Origin of the sequence: Halorubrum sp. Hd13 (assembly GCF_002252755.1) — an archaeon.
Taxonomy (GTDB): Archaea; Halobacteriota; Halobacteria; order Halobacteriales; family Haloferacaceae; genus Halorubrum.
On sequence record NZ_NHOY01000115.1, the window covers coordinates 18,657 to 34,005 of the forward strand.

Below are 15,349 nucleotides of genomic sequence, written 5' to 3' on the forward strand. Positions count from 1 at the left end.
GCCGGGCTACGTGACGCTGCTCGGGACCTCGACGAACGCGTCGCGCGCGGAGAGGTGGTCGAGCGTGTCGTCGACGCGGTCGCGGATCGACTCCATCCGCTCGATGAGCTCCTCGTACTCGTCGGTCCCCGTCGTGCCGGCGGCCTCCAGCGTGGCCTTCTTCGAGGCCAGCGCGAAGAACTCCTGGCTGTGCTCGTCGAACTCCGCGCGGTAGAGCAGCACCTCTACGAGCGTCAGCAGGTCCTCTTTCGTCACCGGTTTCGTCTTGTAGTCGTCGAACGGCATGTCGACGATGTCGACGTCGGGCTCGACCGCGGTCAGCATCGCGACGCGGGCGTCGTGACCGGCCTCGCGCATGGACGAGAGCACCTCGTGGCCGGTCATGTCGGGCATCCGCCGGTCGAGGAGGACGACGTCGACCGACTCGTCCATCTGCTCCAGCGCCGCCTCGCCGCCGGTCGCGACCCGGACGTCGTACGCCGAGTCGAGGTACACCCGGTACAGCTCGGCGAGGTCGGGCTCGTCGTCGACCGCGAGGACCGTCGCCGGTGTCTCGTCGCTCATGGTCGGTGGACCTCGCCCCGAGTATCGCCTGTCGGAGACGCCGGCGCGGCGCGGTCGACGACCGTTCTTGCGCTCATGATGCCGCCTACGAACGCGGCATGTTAAAACGTTGACCCACAATTATCGATCCTGATATCCGGCTCGGCGGCGGCGCGGTCGCCGGTCCGGTGCGGGATGGAGGGTTGCGCCGCGCGGTCGGAACGGGGAACCACCGTGACCCAAAGGCACATTTATGCGCGCTCCGTATCGGGACACAACGAATGTCTCATAGCCCCTCACTGCCCGACCGCCCCCGTCTCGAGCTCGATCCGGAGATGAGCGAGACGGAGCGGCTCGAAGCGATCCGCCAGCACTACCGGCGGATCCTGCAGGTGAACGAAGAACTGGAGCAGCGGCTCGACGACGCGCAGGGCCGCCGCGGCGAACTGAAGACCGACGTCGACGAGCTGAAACGCGAGAACGAGGTGCTGAAAACCTCCTCGCTGTACATCGCGTCGGTCGAAGAGATCACGGACGACGGCGTCGTCATCAAACAGCACGGCAACAACCAAGAGGTGCTGACGCAGGCGGCGACCCGACTCGACGAGGACCTCCGCGCCGGCGACCGCGTCGCGATCAACGACTCCTTCGCGGTCCAGCAGGTGCTCGACGACGAAACCGACTCCCGCGCCCAGGCGATGGAGGTCACCGAGTCGCCGGACGTCGAGTACGCCGACATCGGCGGGATCGACGACCAGATCCGGGAGGTCCGCGAGGCCGTCGAAGACCCGCTGGAGAACCCCGAGCAGTTCGAGGCCGTCGGCGTCGAGCCCCCGAGCGGCGTCCTGCTCCACGGCCCGCCGGGCACGGGGAAGACGATGCTCGCGAAGGCCGTCGCGAACGAGTCCGACGCGACGTTCATCAAGATGGCCGGCTCCGAGCTGGTCCGGAAGTTCATCGGCGAGGGCGCGCGGCTCGTCCGCGACCTGTTCGAGCTGGCGTCCGAGCGCGAGCCCGCCGTCATCTTCATCGACGAGATCGACGCCGTCGCCGCCAAGCGGACGGACTCGAAGACCTCCGGCGACGCCGAGGTCCAGCGGACGATGATGCAGTTGCTCTCCGAGATGGACGGCTTCGACGACCGCGGCGAGGTGCGGATCATGGCCGCGACCAACCGCTTCGACATGCTCGATGAGGCGATCCTGCGTCCGGGCCGGTTCGACCGCCTCATCGAGGTGCCCGAGCCCGACGCCGAGGGCCGCGCGCGCATCCTCGAGATCCACACGCAGCACATGAACGTCGCCGAGGGGACGGACGTCTCCGAGGTCGCCGCGGATCTGGAGGGGTACAGCGGGGCCGACATCGCCTCGCTGGCGACCGAGGCCGGCATGTTCGCGATCCGCGACGGTCGCACCGAAGTCACGCAGGCAGACTTCGAGTCGGCCCGCGAGAAGCTCCAGGACGCGGAGCAGACCGAAGAGCAGGTCATCAACTACCAGTACTAGTTCTGCGGCGAGAACGGTGAGGCCAGCGGCCCGCGTTTTGACATCGGCTGTGGTCGGTTCGTAACTCCTTAGCGCGGTGACCGTCGATCCGATCGTAATGAACATCATCCACGTCGCCGGCGGCGTCGGCGTCGCCGACACGGCGATGGCCTCCTACGACGCGGCGCTCGCGGACGCGAACCTCCACAACTACAACCTCGTGGCGGTCTCCTCCGTGGTCCCCGCGGAGGCGACCGTCGAGGCGGTCGCGGAGGCGCCCGACCTCGGCTCCGCCGGCAACCGGCTCACCGTGGTCGAGGCGCGTCGCACCGTCGGCCCGGACGACGAGGTGGACTTCCGGGAGGGTGGCCGCGCCGGCGCGGAGGACGCCGAGTCGAAGCGCGCCCCTCGACGCCGCCCGGACGTGGTCGCCGGACTCGGCTGGGCGACCGGCCCCGGCCCGGGCCTCTTCTACGAGGTGACCGGCGAGGACGCCGAGGACGTGCGCGAGCGGATCGAGACCGGGTTAGACGCCGGCGCGGAGCTTCGCGACTGGGATCTGCCCGACCGCGAGGTCCGCGTCGAGACGGCGGCCTCGGCGCCGGAGCGGTACACGACCGCGGTCGTGATCGCCGCGTACGGCCGGTCGGAGCCGATCCTGTAGTCCACGTACGCCGGCCGCTCTCCAAAATTTAATCACGCGGTAGCGGCTACCATGTCATCTAATAACATGGTACTAAATAACGTCGACCGATACGATCCCGACCGGCTGTCGGACCTCGGGGACCGGGCGGTCGTGGTCGGCGGGAGCATGGCCGGACTGTGTGCCGCCCGCGTGCTCGACGACGCCTTCACGGCGGTGACAGTGCTCGAACGCGACGAGTTCCCCGACGGGCCGGAGACGCGCGACGGCGCACCGCAGACGAGCCATCCGCACGCCATGCTGGAGGCGGGCCGCGCGACCCTCGAAGACCTGTTTCCGGGGTTCGGCGAGCGCCTCTTGATCGCCGGCGGACTGATGATCGACGCCGCGACCGAGATGCGCTACTACGAGGCCGGCGACTTCTTCGCCGACGGTCCCGACCGACTACCGATGTACTGCGCGAGTCGGGCGCTGTTCGAACACGTCGTTCGCGAGGCGGTCGCCGAGCGACCCGGGATCGCCCTCCGGGGGAACCGCAACTTCGTCGGCTACGACACCGACGGCGAGGGGCGAGTGACCGGCGTCAGCTACCGAGGTGAACGGGGAGCAGAGACGTCGCTAGACGCCGACCTCGTCGTCGACGCCACCGGTCGAACGAGCAGGACTCCGGCGTGGCTCTCGGCGCACGGGTACGAGGCCCCGCCGGAGGAGTCCGTCGAGATCGACGTGACCTATTCCACGGTCCGGGTCGACCGTCCCCGTGACGTCCGTCATTCGATCTTCGTCCCGCCGGACCCACCCCGGACCCGCGGCGGCGCGGCGATTCCGGTCGAGGACGGCGAATGGGAGGTGATCGTCCAGGGCGTCCACGGCGACGACACCCCCGGGGATCGGGAGGGACTGATCGCGTTCGCGGAGAGCCTTCCGGTCGACGAGCTCGGCGAGCTGGTCCGCGAGCGCGAGTGGACCGCCGACGAGATCCACCGCTATCCGTTCCCGTCGAGCGTTCGGCGCCGGTACGAGCGGCTGGACGCGTTCCCCGACGGACTGGTCGTCACGGGCGACGCCGTCGCCAGCTTCAATCCCATCTACGGACAGGGGATGTCCGTCGCGGCGCTAGACGCGCTGTTGCTCCACCACGCGCTCGGTACCGGACTCGACGACCTCGCCCCGCGGTTCTTCGACGAGGCGGCCGACGTCGTCGACGCCGTCTGGAACGTCGCGGTCGGCGGCGACTTCCGGTTTCCCGAGACGACGGGACCGAAGCCGGCGGGGACGGACCTGTTCAACAGGTACGTCGACCGGCTCGTTCGGAAGGCCCACGCGGACGGCCGTCTCACCGATGCGTTCTACCGCGTGTTCCGCTTAGAACGAGAGCCGACGTCGCTGCTGCGACCGAGCGTCGCGTGGCGCGTCCTCCGTCCCTGACGGGGTTCGGGCGCCGACGCCTTTTTTAACCGGCTCCGCGTACCCAGTGTGTCTTCGATGAACGGCAACAACCCGTACGCCGGGGCACCGGGCGTGACGAACGCGGGCGAGCCCGCGGCCGTCAACCTCTCCCCCGACCAGGAACGGCGCCTCCGGCGCGCGGTCGCCGGAATCGTCTCTCGAACCGAATCGTATCTCCCGAACAGCTACGCCGTCGGCTCGGAGCTGTCGGTCGGCGCCAACGGGCCGCAGGCGACCGTCGCGGTCAACCCGCCGGCCGGACATCCCGTCTCGGCGGGGTTCACGCCGGATCCGGACGAGCTGGAGGCCGGGATCGCCGACGCCGACACCGACGAGGTCGCCCGCGGGCTGGCCGCCAGCGCCGCGATGCAGGTGATGGACGCCGTCGGCGACGTCACGCCGACCGCGAAGTGAGTTCGGGCTACTCCGCCGTTCCTTCCGTCGACCCCTCGCGCCCCGACTCCTCCTCCACGAACTCCTCCGCCGACGTCCCCTGCGCCGTCGTCCCGTCGGCGGGCTCGTCCGGCGGCTGCATGACGCCCTGCACGCGGCCGTAGATCCCGAATATATCCTCGTACCCGCGTTCGCTCGCGAGGATCGGGACGACTCCCTCCTCGTCGACGCGGTGGGTGTACACGTCGTCCTCGGCGAACACCGCGCCGCGCGGAATCTCCTCGAAGTTCCCGAAGTGGACGTGCGGCTCGCCGCCGCCCTTCGGCACCTCCTCGTCGCCCGCGACGACCGTCGTCTCGGTGAACGTGGGCGGCTCGTCGTCGAGCACGCCGTGCGCCCGGAGGAAGGCGAGACAGGCCTCGTAGCCGAACTCGACCGCCTCCTCGCTCCCCTGTCTGCCGACCTCGATCGAGACGGTGTGGGGGACGACGGAGTCGAGCGTCGTCGACCGCAGCTCGCCGGAGTCGACGACGTACTCCACGGGCATCCCGGTCACGCTCCGGCGCACCGACTCGGTCGGGTCGCTGTAGATCGCGAACGGGGGCGGCGCGCTGTGCGAGGTGTGGAGCGCGAGCACCGCGTCCATCCCCTCCAGCTCGGCCGCGAGCCGCGGCGCGAGCGCCCGCTCGTACTCGTCGCTGTCGGGGTCGCCCGGGAAGACCCGGTTGAGGTCGGCCTCCGTGTACCGCGTTCCGGCCGCCAGCGCCCGCTCGTTTGCGATTATCAGTCGGACGCGTCCGCTCCCCGCGCCCGTCTCGTCGAGCTCGTCGGCGAGCCGTCTGACGATCCGCTCGCCGGCGGGCTCGTCGCCGTGGATCCCGCCGACGATCGCGACGCGAGCCGAGCCGGCCGACCCGCGCTCGATCGTTTCCATGGAACACGGTACGCGCCGGTCGAATAATAAAGGGTGGCCGTTCGCTCGCGCGGCGCGGCCGCGACCCGTCGACGACGGCTTAGCGACGGAACCGGCGGCGGAGCGCAGTCCGGTACCGCTCCGCCAAGCGACGGGCGACGAGCCGGTCCCGGGGGTCGACGCCGAGGGTGCGTAGCGTCGCCGCGTACGCCGCGAGACCGATCGCGGCGCCGACGACGACCGCGGCTCGACCGGGGACGGCCGCGCGGACCGCCCGCATCGCGAGGATGGCCACGCCCCCGGCCGCCAGCGGCGTGAGGAACGTCCGGTCGAACGGCCACAGCCCCTCGAACCGGCGGAGCAGTAGCACTTGGATCCCGTTCTGGGCGGCGATCGCGAGCGACGTGCCGAGCGCGGCGCCGACGAGCCCGAAGCGCACGACGAACGCGTAGGTCAACGCGACGTTGAGGACCGCGAGCAGCCAGTCGAGCGCCATCCGGGCGTACTGGTGGTCGGTCATCATGAGGAGCCAGCCGGTCGCGCCGACGGCGCTGCCGACGAACACCCCGCCGAGGTAGACGACGAGGGGGACGTACCCCGCGACGTACGGGTCGCCGAACAGCCCGAGCAGCTCCCGGCCGTACACCGCGAGGACGGCGAGTATCGGGACGACCGCCGTGACGATCTGCCGAGTCACCGAGGCGTACACCGCGTTCAGCGTCGCCGTCCGGCCGTTCCCGTACAGCTCCGAGGCGACGGGCGGGAGGAGCTGGTTAAAGGACATGAGCGGGATCCACGCGATCGCGATCAGCACGAGCACGACGTTGTACACCCCCGCGGCCGTTGCGGTCAGGAGCGCCCCCACGAGCAGCACGTCGACGCGGTTCTGGAACACCTTCCCGAGGCTGCTCATCGCGACCGGCGCCGCGTGGTCGTAGAAGCGCCGCGCCTCCAGCCGGGCGCCCCGCAGCGACGGGACGACCCCGGTCACCCGCGCGGCGAGCGGAACGGCGACCGCCGCGAGCAGCGCGGTCGCGGCGACGATGCCGACGGCGACGCCCCCGATCGAGTAGCCCAGCGCCAGCGCCGCGACCGCGGCGACGAGGCGGACTCCCGGGCGGAGCAGCTTGTTGAAGGCGATCTCGCCGCGCGCCGAGCCGACGGCGCGGAAGATCCCCGACGCGACCATGACGACGCCGAGGAACCCGACGAGGAAGCCGAACGCCCGCATCGCGCCCGGGAAGGCCGCTTCTCCGACAGTGAGGTCGTTGATCCGCGGCGCGGCCAGCCAGACGCCCGCGGCGATGGCGGCGCCGAAGCCGAGCGTCGTCGCGTACGCGAGCCCTGCGACGACGCCCCGGCGTCGCGGGTCGTCCGCGTACTCTGGGAGGTACCGCTGTAGCGCCGGCACGCTCCCGAAGGTGACGAGCCGAGACAGGAGCTGGGCGATCCGCCACGCCAGCGCGTAGACGCCGTACGCCGTCGGGCCGAGCCCCCGCGCGAGGACGAACTCGGTCGCCGCCGTCAGCGCTCGCTGCCCGGAGACGCCGCCGGACGTGACCACGGCGCCGTGAGCGATGGTCACGAGCGCCTCGCGCTCGTCGTCGGGGATCGAATCGGTATCGCCGTCGCTCGGGGCGTCGTCGCCCGGGGCGTCGCTACCGCTCGCGGACTCGTCTGGGGGGCTGCCGTCGGTTTCGGCGCTGGCTCCGTCGACCACGGATCGGTTCCATCCGTCCTGTCTCGTCTCGGGAGAAAAGCGACTCGTTCCGTCGCCGACCCCCTTCGCTACCAGCGGTGGTGGACGTGCTCGCGGACGCGCTCGTCGTACGCCTCGCGGACCGTCTCGTGGGCGGCCTCGCCGAGGGGCGGAGCGTCGCTGACGGCCGCGTTCGCGCGGACGTGCTCGGGCGTCGTCGACCCCGGGATCACGGTCGAGACGGCGTCGTGATCGAGGATCCACCGGAGCGAGAACTGCGCGAGCGAGAGGCCGTCGCCGGTCGCGTCGGTCGGGTCGGCGGCGACCGCGTCGGCGCGGGCCGCGAGCGCGTCGGCCGCGTCCAGTCCGGCCTCGTAGGGGACGCCGGCGAACGTCTCGCCGACGTCGAAGGCGTCGCCGTCGCGGTTGTAGTTGCGGTGGTCGTTCTCCGGGAACACGTCGTCCCGCGAAAGCGCGCCGGTCAGCAGGCCGGAGGCGAGCGGGACCCGACAGATCACGCCCACGTCGCGCTCGGCGGCCCGGTCGAGGAACAGGTCGGCCGGGCGCTGGCGGAAGGGGTTGAAGATGATCTGGACCGACTCGACGCCGGGGTACTCGACCGCCTTGAGCCCCTCCTCGACGCGCTCGACGCTGACGCCGTACTCCGCTATCCGCCCCTCGTCAGCGAGCGTCGCGAGAGCCTCGAACGTCTCCGGTCGGTAGTAGACGTCGGTCGGCGGGCAGTGAAGTTGGACCAGGTCCAGCGTCTCGATCCCGAGGTTCTCGCGCGAGCGATTCACGAACCGACGGAGGTTCGCCTCGGTGTACCCGTCGGCGACGTGGGGGTCGAGCCGTCGGCCGGCCTTCGTCGCGACCGTCACGTCGCCGCGCGCGATGTCGCCTTCGAGGACCTCGCCGAGGATCTGCTCCGAGCGCCCGTCGCCGTACACGTCGGCGGTGTCGAAGAAGTCGATCCCGGCGTCGCGGGCGGTCTCGACGGCCGCCACGGCCTCGGACTCGCTCACGTCGCCCCAGTCGCTCCCGATCTGCCACGAGCCGTAGCCGACCTCGCTGACCGCGCCGACGTCCCCGAGCGTGCGGTGATTCATGTTCACTCCCAATTGGTCCGGGCGCGGGCAAGGGCGTTCCGGAGGCGGAACCGCGGGGGAACGACCGGGCGACCGGCAACGGTGACGACGATCTGGCTCTGTAGAACTCAGCTGTAGTCGATAGAAGCTCCGTGTTGGATACAGAGGGTGTGTACACCGCCGGTTGGGATCAAGTCCGCGGAATAGAAGTGGCCGTTCACGTACCTTCGAGAGGGAACTGACTCTCCTCGATCTGTGCGAGAGCCGCGTCGAACGCGTCGTCAGCCGTGTCGAAAGTACCGTTGTGCTCCCACTCGCCGTCGGGAGATGCAGTGTATACGTCAAAATCGCCGCCTCGGTACTCGTGAGACTCGACGTACAGTTCTTTCTCGACGGTTCCGTCGTCGAGGAGCAACCAGACCCCCAATTCCTTCCCGCCTTCCAAGTCGCGCCGTCTGCGCCAGTGCATACGTAGTATTCGGACGCTGGGCATCTAAACGCTAGCCCTACCAGAACGAAACCGACTGTACAACTGACTCCGCCGACCGTGAATATGCGCGCTGTATTCAGCACGGCCACTGTGACCGATCACGGAGTGATGATTTCAACGGAGCCGGTGAGTTATAAATGGCAGATCTGAGGCTCCCGAGACGGTGCTCACCGCCGCCTCGTCGTCGATACTCGCGGACTGCTCGCCGGCTCTGCCGAACTCCCGTTCGCCGGGCGGGCTCCCGTCTGAGACGGCCGGTCTCTGCGGCCCGCAAGCGGAGTCTCACACGACCGTTTGTGCCATCGACAATATTATTCGCAACTGGACGCCAGTCGGAGCCATGAAGCGGAGACGTGCCCTCTCCGTCGTCGGACTGTCGGCGCTTCCCCTTTCGGGGTGTTTGGATAGCGTCGGTCGGGACGGCACGCCCGGGGATCCGGGGTCGGGCGACGGGCGTTCGGTCACGGCGTCGCTCTCGCGCGTGGCCGGCGACGGAGCCATCGGTTTCAGTTGCGACGTTCGCCGCTCCGAGATCGGCGAGGGGTCCCCGGCGGTCGTCGAACTGACGGCGAGAAACGAAACGGAGCGCGAGATCGAGTACGTGACGGGCGCTCCGGAGCCGTTCGGAGTGCTCTACGACCCGGACGCGCCCGCCGCGATCCTGTGGACTGAAAAGTACGTCGAGAGTCAGCACGTGGAGACGGAGGGCCGTCGGGTAACCGGCGGGGACGACATCGGAATCAGCGTCGCGCTCGCCCCCGGAGGCTCCCGGTCCGAGACGTACGAGTTCGCCGCCCCTCCGGGGAGCTATTCGATACGGCAGACCGGGAACCCGATCACGCTCGGCGAGGAGACGTACGAACTGCGCATCGACGTCGCGGAGGCCTGACCGCGCCGTCGGCGCCTCGTGGAGACCCGAGCCGGTCGGAGCGGTTCGCCTCCGGCGGGTCCCACGAGAGCCGGCTCACCGGCCCCTCGACGACGTCGGTCCGGGGTTACAACACGTCCGCCAGCGCGTCCATCGTCTCGTCCACGCGGTCGACCCGCGCGCTGTGACCCATGTGGCCGACGCGCAGGATGTCCCCGGCTAACTCCCCGAGTCCCGTCGCGACGAGCACGTCGTGCTCCTCGCGAAGGCGCTCCTGCAGTTCCGCTGCTCGTCCGGGGACCGCGAACGCGGTCACCGTGGGCGAACTGCGCTCGGGGACCGGATACGGCTCTACCCCCAACTCGGCCCCGCGCTCACGACACCGCGCCGCCGCGGTGCGGTGTCGCTCCCGGACCGCGTCGAGGCCCTCCTCCAGCCACAGCCCGAGCGCCGCGTCGAGCGCGACGACCTCGGTCGTCAGGTGGGTGTACGGGAACCCCCCGGAGGTGTCGCGCCACGGCAGGAAGTTCGTGTACAGCGAGTGCGGGTCGCGCTCGTCCATCGCGGCCCACGCGCGCTCGCTGATCGCGGCCGTGGTGAGCCCCGGCGGCGCGCTGAAGCACTTCTGGGAGGCCCCCAGACAGACGTCGATCCGCTCGGTCGGCACCCGCACCCCGCCGAGCGAGGAGACCGCGTCGACGACGGTGAGGACCTCCCCGTCGGCCCCCTCCAACAGGTCGAGCGCGGGACCGAGGTCGTTGAGCGCCCCCGTGGGCGTCTCGCAGTGGACCATCGTCGCGACGTCGAAGTCGGTGCCCTCGTCGGCGAGGGTCGACTCCAGTTCCGCGAGCGGGAGCGGGTCGTCGTAGTCGGCCGAGACCAGCGTCGCCTCGCCGCCGTACGACTCGACGAAGTCGGCGAATCCGTCGCCGTAGAGCCCGTTCGACAGGCAGAGGACCTCGGTGCCGGGCTCGACGAGCGAGGCGATCGCGGCCTCCAGACCGAGGATCCCCTCCCCGCCGGGGACGACGACGTCGCGGGCCGGCCCGTCGCCCGTCCCCGCGGGTCGGTCGGCCTCCCTCGGCTCGAGCCCGTACGCCGCCGCCAACCGGTCGGTGAGCCGGTCGTAGATCCGCTGAAACTCCGGGTCCACGTCGGGGTTGATCAGCTCGCGGCTCATCGCGTCGCGGACGGGGGCGGGGACCGCGGTCGGTCCCGGCGTCATGAGCATACCGAGACACTCGGTTCCAGCGAGATAAGCGCCCCGTACCGGCCGCGGTCGGCGCGGTCCGTCGACACGCGTAAACATATATGACCGGCGGGAGGAGTTGGGCGTATGACACGCCGCCCGCGCTCCCGTTCGGGCTCGGTTCTATCGGCGGACGGACGCCCCGCGGCCGTCGGGCCGGTGAGGTGAATGACCCGACGGATCGCCCCGGTCCTCGCGCTCGTCGCCGTCCTCGCGCTCCTCGTCGGGTCGTTCGCCGGACTCGCCGTCGCCCAGGAGGAGCCGCCGTTCGTCCGCGGCGAACCCGAGTTGGACGTGTACGTCCCGGACTCGACGGTGACACCGGGAACGGCGACGGAGCTCGCGGTGCAGGTCGCGAACGACGGCGAGGTCGACGCCGGGTCGGACGCCCGACGGGCCGCGGTCACGACCGCGCGCGGCGTCGTGGTCGAGGTCCGGAACGACGGCTCGCCGCTCGTCGTCGAGACGGGACGATTCGCCGTCGGGTCGATCGCCGAGGGCGCGGTCCGGGAGGTGCCCGTCTCCGTGAGGGTCCCGGCCGACGCGGAGCCGGGACGGTACTCGCTCGACGTGCGGCTCCGGTACTCGCACACGTTCCTCTCGGCCCCGCGGAGCGGGATCGTGCAGGACCGGACGCGGACGCGGACCGAGTCCATATCGGTGACCGTCGACGACGCGCCCCGCTTCGCGATGCGGACGGTCGACACCGACGTCCAGGTCGGCGACTCCGGAACGCTCGCGGTGAACGTGACCAACGTCGGGGGCGAGCCCGCCCGCGACCTCTCGGTCGAGCTCGCCGCGAACGGCCCGGACGTCGCGCTCGGCGAGACGGACCGGAACACCGCGCGGATCGACCGGCTCGCCCCCGGAGCGAACGCCACGGTCAGGTTCCCGGCGAGCGTCCGCGCGGACGCCGCCGCCGAGTCGTTCGACCTCACCGGCACCGTTCGATACACCGACGTCGACGGCATCCGCGACGCGCACGAGGGGATCCCGGTCGGGCTCCGACCGCGGCCTGAGCAGTCCTTCTCTGTCGCGGTCGACGACTCCACGCTCCGCGTCGGCGAGAACGGAAGCGTCAGCGGGACGATCCGCAACGACGGGCCGAGCGACGTTCGGAGCGTCGTCCTCGCGGTCGGCGACGGGGCGTTCGTCCCCCGCAGTCCGCGGTACGCCGTCGGCGACCTCGCGGCCGGCGAGAGCGCCGCCTTCCGGTTCCGCGGCGAGATCCCGGCGGACGCCGACTCGGTGCCGCTGCAGTTGGTCCTCTCGACGAGCTACCGGAGCGCCGCCGACGCGGAACGGACGACGCGGGAGGCGGTACGCGTTCCCGTCGCCGAGCGCCGGGACGCGGTGACGGTGTCCGCGGTCGACCCGCGATTCGCGGCCGGCGAAGACGGCGTGTTGCGCCTCGACGTGACGAACCGTCGGGACGTCGAACTGCGCGACGTCGAACTGCGCCTCGCCGTCGACCAGCCGTTAGAGAGCGAGTTCCGAACGACCGTGATCCCGTCGCTGGCGCCCGGAGAGACGGGCCGGGTCGCGTTCGACCTCTCGATCGACGGCGACGCGCCGCCGAGTCGGTATCCGGCGAGCGTCGAGATCGGCTACACCGACCCCGGCGGGGTTCGCGTCACCGGCGACACCGCGACGGTCGCCGCCTCGGTCGTCGAGTCGTCCGGCGGGGGGGTCCCCGTCGAGGCCGCCGTGTTGACCGTCCTCCTGCTCCTCGTCGCCACCGGCGCGTGGTGGTTCTATGTCCGGTGAGACCGACCGCCCGCTCGTCGTCGAGGGACTCACGAAGGACTTCGGGAGCGTGGTCGCGAACGACGACGTGTCGTTCACTGTGAACCGGGGAGAGGTGTTCGGGTTCCTCGGGCCCAACGGGGCGGGGAAGTCGACGACGATACGACTGCTGCTGGGGCTGTTAAAACCCACCTCGGGGACGGCGAGGGTGCTCGGCGCCGACATCCGCGACGAGACAGCGCTGACCGAGGCCAAGCGCCGGATCGGGTACCTCCCCGCTCACCTCGGCTTCGACGGGGAGGTGACCGGCGAGGCGGTGCTCGACTACCACGGCGAGATGAAGGGCGACGGCCGCCGCGAGGAGTTGCTGGAGCTGTTCACCCCGCCGGTCGACCGACCGGTACGCGAGTACTCGACCGGGAACAAACGGATGCTCGGACTGGTGCAGGCGTTCATGCACGACCCGGACCTCGTGATCATGGACGAGCCCACCGGCGGGCTCGACCCGCTCAAACAGGAGGCGTTCAACGAGTTCGTCCGGGAGGAGCGCGACCGCGGCACGACCGTGTTCTTCTCCTCGCACGTGTTGAGCGAGGTGCGACGGGTCTGCGACCGCGTCGGCATCCTCCGCGCCGGGAGGCTCGTCGAGCTCGAGAACGTCGAAGCGCTGCTCCACCGGAGCGGCAAACACGTGCGGGTGCACGCGAGCGACGCGGCGGTCGCGGCGATAGCCGGCCTCGACGGCGTCGTCGATCCCAAGCGGTTCGCCGAAGGCGTCCAGTTCGTCTACGCCGGCGACGTCAACGCGCTCCTCGGCGAACTCGCGACCCACGACGTCAGCGACGTGGAGATCGGCGAGCCCCCGATCGAGGACGTGTTCGCCCACTACTACGGGAGCGAGGAGTCGGCGGACGGAGGGGACGACGCCGGAGAGGCGTCGGACGGGGGAGGCGAAGGCGACGGGGTGGAGACGCCGAACGGAGGCGACGGGGCGGAGACGCCGAACGGAGGCGACGGGGCGGAGACGCCGAACGGAGGCGACGGGGCGGAGACGCCGAACGGAGGCGACGGGGTGGAGACGCCGGACGAAAGCGACGGGGCGGGAGCGACGAATGTTTGAGACGGCTCGGTACGAGGGGCGACGGCGGCTCCGCGGCGCCGCGATCCTCACGGCCGGCGTCGGGGCGTACGCCGGGTTCATCGTCTGGTACTTCACCGTTCTGGAGGGCGTCAACTACGAGGACGTCTTCAGGGACCTGCCCCCGGCGATGCTGGAGGCGTTCGGCATCGAGAGCCTGTCGACCATCGAGGGGTTCCTCGGCGCGCAGGTGTTCAACTTCGTCTGGCTGCTCGGCCTGGGGCTGTACTTCGCGTACGCCGCCGGCGGCACCGTCGCGGGCGACATCGAGACGGAGCGGATGGAGCTCCTCCTGTCGTTTCCCGTCACGCGGTCGCGGCTGCTCGTCGAGAAGTTCGCGGGACTGCTCGTCCCGATGATAGCCGTCAACGCCGGCGGCGGCCCGATCATCTACCTATTCGTCGTCGCCGTCGGCGAGACGGTCCCGCTCGACCACCTGCTGTTAGCCCACCTGCTGTCGATCCCGTTTCTCCTCGTCTGTGCGGGGGTCGGCCTCGTCTTCTCGGTCGCCGTCGACCGCGCGGCGGTCGCCGAGCGGGCCGCCGTCGGCACCGTCTTCGTCCTGTACCTCGTCGAGTCCGTCGTCGGCGGCGCCGACGCGTACGACTGGATACAGTACCTGAGCCCGACGCACTACTACGAACCGACGCCGATCCTGATCGACGGGTCGTTCGAGCCCATCGACTCGGCCATCCTCCTCGTCGCGTTCGTCGGACTGCTCATCCTCTCGCAGGTGCTGTTCGAGCGGAGGGACATCTGAAACGCTCGAGATACGGTAGTTAAGCGCTTTCTCCCGGATCGATCGACTCGACCCGGTGGCCACTTCCGGTCCGCCGACACGTTAATACCGTTCTGTCGCTTTCGTTCCGCCACGATGATGCTGCCGACACACGTGCTGGCCGGGATGCTGCTCGCCGCGCCCCTCGTGCGCGTGGCGCCGGAACTGGCGCCCGTGGGGCTGGTCGCGGGGTTCCTGGGCGGCCTGTTCCCCGACCTCGACATGTACGTCGGCCACCGGAAGACCCTCCACTACCCGGTCTACTACTCGGCGGCCGCCGTCGTCGCCCTCGTCGTCGCCTTAGCGGCCCCCTCGGCGGCCGCGGTCGGGGCGGCACTGTTCTTCCTCGGGGCGGCGCTCCACAGCGTCTCGGACATGTACGGCGGCGGCCTGGAGCTGCGGCCGTGGGAGGGGAACTCCGACCGCGCGGTGTACGACCACTACCGGAAGCGCTGGGTCGCGCCGCGCTCCGGCGTCAGGTACGACGGCGCCGCTGAGGACCTCGCGCTCTCCGTCGGGCTGTCGCTCCCGCTCCTCTACCTGCTCGACGGGCCGCTCCGGCTGATCGTGGCCGGGACCCTGCTCGTCGCCGCCGTCTACACCGTCCTCCGCCGGCATCTCGCGGAGCTCGCCGCGCTCGTGATCCCGCTGGTGCCGGCGGCGCTGACCCCGTACCTGCCGGACCGGTACGCGGAGACGGAGTCGGGCGAGTAGCCCGCCCCGCCTCGACACCGTCCGTCTCGTCGCGGCTGCCGAGCCGTTCAATGCGCACTGCTAACTGAGCGCGCAGCCGTCACGAGAGACTCGACCCGCTCCGCTCGTGCGGGGACCGCCGTTCCGGCGGGCGTCCCCGTCCGCGGACGGTTCG

General features: G+C 70.5%; 14 protein-coding genes and 1 pseudogene. 9 read left to right on the forward strand and 6 right to left on the reverse strand.

Translation table 11 applies throughout. The features are described from left to right. Positions 1 to 6 precede the first annotated feature (6 nt). On the reverse strand, positions 7 to 564 hold the full coding sequence (locus DJ81_RS15530; RefSeq protein WP_094590473.1) for a response regulator: 558 nt from the start codon (positions 562 to 564) through the stop codon (positions 7 to 9). 260 nt (positions 565 to 824) lie between these two features. On the opposite strand from DJ81_RS15530, the gene DJ81_RS15535 reads away from it, so the two are divergent. The 4 genes from DJ81_RS15535 (at position 825) to DJ81_RS15550 (ending at position 4,533) form a co-directional block, all read left to right on the forward strand. Beyond that, a complete protein-coding gene (locus DJ81_RS15535; protein ID WP_094522692.1) occupies positions 825 to 2,048 on the forward strand; it encodes a proteasome-activating nucleotidase in 1,224 nt (407 codons plus the stop codon). Between the two features lie 97 nt (positions 2,049 to 2,145). Then, the gene (locus DJ81_RS15540; RefSeq protein WP_094522720.1) at positions 2,146 to 2,691 is read left to right on the forward strand and encodes a pyruvoyl-dependent arginine decarboxylase; all 546 of its coding nucleotides are present in this window, start codon (positions 2,146 to 2,148) and stop codon (positions 2,689 to 2,691) included. Positions 2,692 to 2,757: 66 nt separating this feature from the next. Then, positions 2,758 to 4,098 carry an NAD(P)/FAD-dependent oxidoreductase gene (locus DJ81_RS15545; RefSeq protein ID WP_094527940.1) on the forward strand — a complete coding sequence of 447 codons (1,341 nt, stop codon included), beginning with the start codon at positions 2,758 to 2,760 and terminating at the stop codon, positions 4,096 to 4,098. A gap of 57 nt (positions 4,099 to 4,155) precedes the next feature. After that, positions 4,156 to 4,533, forward strand: a complete 378-nt coding sequence (locus tag DJ81_RS15550) for a DUF5811 family protein (RefSeq protein ID WP_094522696.1) — start codon at positions 4,156 to 4,158, stop codon at positions 4,531 to 4,533. Between the two features lie 7 nt (positions 4,534 to 4,540). Here the strand turns inward: DJ81_RS15550 and DJ81_RS15555 are convergent, their stop codons facing one another. The 4 genes from DJ81_RS15555 to DJ81_RS15570 form a co-directional block, all read right to left on the reverse strand. Further along, positions 4,541 to 5,446 (reverse strand): M14 family metallopeptidase, encoded by a 906-nt coding sequence (locus DJ81_RS15555; RefSeq protein WP_094522698.1) that lies wholly within the window; start codon positions 5,444 to 5,446, stop codon positions 4,541 to 4,543. Positions 5,447 to 5,525: 79 nt separating this feature from the next. After that, positions 5,526 to 7,037, reverse strand: coding sequence for a lipopolysaccharide biosynthesis protein (locus DJ81_RS15560; RefSeq protein WP_249269143.1), 1,512 nt, complete (start codon positions 7,035 to 7,037; stop codon positions 5,526 to 5,528). A gap of 176 nt (positions 7,038 to 7,213) precedes the next feature. Next, positions 7,214 to 8,233: an aldo/keto reductase gene (locus DJ81_RS15565; RefSeq protein ID WP_094590475.1), complete on the reverse strand. Its 1,020-nt coding sequence runs from the start codon at positions 8,231 to 8,233 to the stop codon at positions 7,214 to 7,216. 196 nt (positions 8,234 to 8,429) lie between these two features. Further along, positions 8,430 to 8,681, reverse strand: coding sequence for a hypothetical protein (locus tag DJ81_RS15570; protein ID WP_094522704.1), 252 nt, complete (start codon positions 8,679 to 8,681; stop codon positions 8,430 to 8,432). Positions 8,682 to 9,042: 361 nt separating this feature from the next. Between DJ81_RS15570 and DJ81_RS15575 the strand changes: the two genes are divergently transcribed. Beyond that, positions 9,043 to 9,591, forward strand: coding sequence for a hypothetical protein (locus DJ81_RS15575; RefSeq protein WP_094522706.1), 549 nt, complete (start codon positions 9,043 to 9,045; stop codon positions 9,589 to 9,591). 106 nt (positions 9,592 to 9,697) lie between these two features. Here the strand turns inward: DJ81_RS15575 and DJ81_RS15580 are convergent, their stop codons facing one another. Next, a complete protein-coding gene (locus DJ81_RS15580; RefSeq protein WP_094590477.1) occupies positions 9,698 to 10,801 on the reverse strand; it encodes an alanine--glyoxylate aminotransferase family protein in 1,104 nt (367 codons plus the stop codon). A 186-nt stretch (positions 10,802 to 10,987) separates the two neighbouring features. Between DJ81_RS15580 and DJ81_RS15585 the strand changes: the two genes are divergently transcribed. The 4 genes and pseudogenes from DJ81_RS15585 (at position 10,988) to DJ81_RS15600 (ending at position 15,195) form a co-directional block, all read left to right on the forward strand. Next, on the forward strand, positions 10,988 to 12,586 hold the full coding sequence (locus DJ81_RS15585) for a COG1361 S-layer family protein (protein ID WP_094590479.1): 1,599 nt from the start codon (positions 10,988 to 10,990) through the stop codon (positions 12,584 to 12,586). Next, a pseudogene (locus DJ81_RS15590) lies at positions 12,576 to 13,484 on the forward strand (ABC transporter ATP-binding protein); the annotation flags it as partial. The gene DJ81_RS15585 and the pseudogene DJ81_RS15590, both read left to right, overlap by 11 nt. 193 nt (positions 13,485 to 13,677) lie before the next feature. Beyond that, positions 13,678 to 14,463 (forward strand): ABC transporter permease subunit, encoded by a 786-nt coding sequence (locus tag DJ81_RS15595; RefSeq protein WP_094527948.1) that lies wholly within the window; start codon positions 13,678 to 13,680, stop codon positions 14,461 to 14,463. Positions 14,464 to 14,577: 114 nt separating this feature from the next. After that, positions 14,578 to 15,195 (forward strand): hypothetical protein, encoded by a 618-nt coding sequence (locus DJ81_RS15600; protein WP_094522716.1) that lies wholly within the window; start codon positions 14,578 to 14,580, stop codon positions 15,193 to 15,195. Positions 15,196 to 15,349 lie beyond the last annotated feature (154 nt).

What these genes read in the sequence shown, in the direction of transcription:
- DJ81_RS15530 (WP_094590473.1), bottom strand. Translation starts at nt 564, where the DNA reads ATGAGCGACGAGACACCGGCGACGGTCCTCGCGGTCGACGACGAGCCC.
- DJ81_RS15535 (WP_094522692.1), top strand. Translation starts at nt 825, where the DNA reads ATGTCTCATAGCCCCTCACTGCCCGACCGCCCCCGTCTCGAGCTCGAT.
- DJ81_RS15540 (WP_094522720.1), top strand. Translation starts at nt 2,146, where the DNA reads ATGAACATCATCCACGTCGCCGGCGGCGTCGGCGTCGCCGACACGGCG.
- DJ81_RS15545 (WP_094527940.1), top strand. Translation starts at nt 2,758, where the DNA reads ATGGTACTAAATAACGTCGACCGATACGATCCCGACCGGCTGTCGGAC.
- DJ81_RS15550 (WP_094522696.1), top strand. Translation starts at nt 4,156, where the DNA reads ATGAACGGCAACAACCCGTACGCCGGGGCACCGGGCGTGACGAACGCG.
- DJ81_RS15555 (WP_094522698.1), bottom strand. Translation starts at nt 5,446, where the DNA reads ATGGAAACGATCGAGCGCGGGTCGGCCGGCTCGGCTCGCGTCGCGATC.
- DJ81_RS15565 (WP_094590475.1), bottom strand. Translation starts at nt 8,233, where the DNA reads ATGAATCACCGCACGCTCGGGGACGTCGGCGCGGTCAGCGAGGTCGGC.
- DJ81_RS15570 (WP_094522704.1), bottom strand. Translation starts at nt 8,681, where the DNA reads ATGCACTGGCGCAGACGGCGCGACTTGGAAGGCGGGAAGGAATTGGGG.
- DJ81_RS15575 (WP_094522706.1), top strand. Translation starts at nt 9,043, where the DNA reads ATGAAGCGGAGACGTGCCCTCTCCGTCGTCGGACTGTCGGCGCTTCCC.
- DJ81_RS15580 (WP_094590477.1), bottom strand. Translation starts at nt 10,801, where the DNA reads ATGCTCATGACGCCGGGACCGACCGCGGTCCCCGCCCCCGTCCGCGAC.
- DJ81_RS15585 (WP_094590479.1), top strand. Translation starts at nt 10,988, where the DNA reads ATGACCCGACGGATCGCCCCGGTCCTCGCGCTCGTCGCCGTCCTCGCG.
- DJ81_RS15595 (WP_094527948.1), top strand. Translation starts at nt 13,678, where the DNA reads ATGTTTGAGACGGCTCGGTACGAGGGGCGACGGCGGCTCCGCGGCGCC.
- DJ81_RS15600 (WP_094522716.1), top strand. Translation starts at nt 14,578, where the DNA reads ATGATGCTGCCGACACACGTGCTGGCCGGGATGCTGCTCGCCGCGCCC.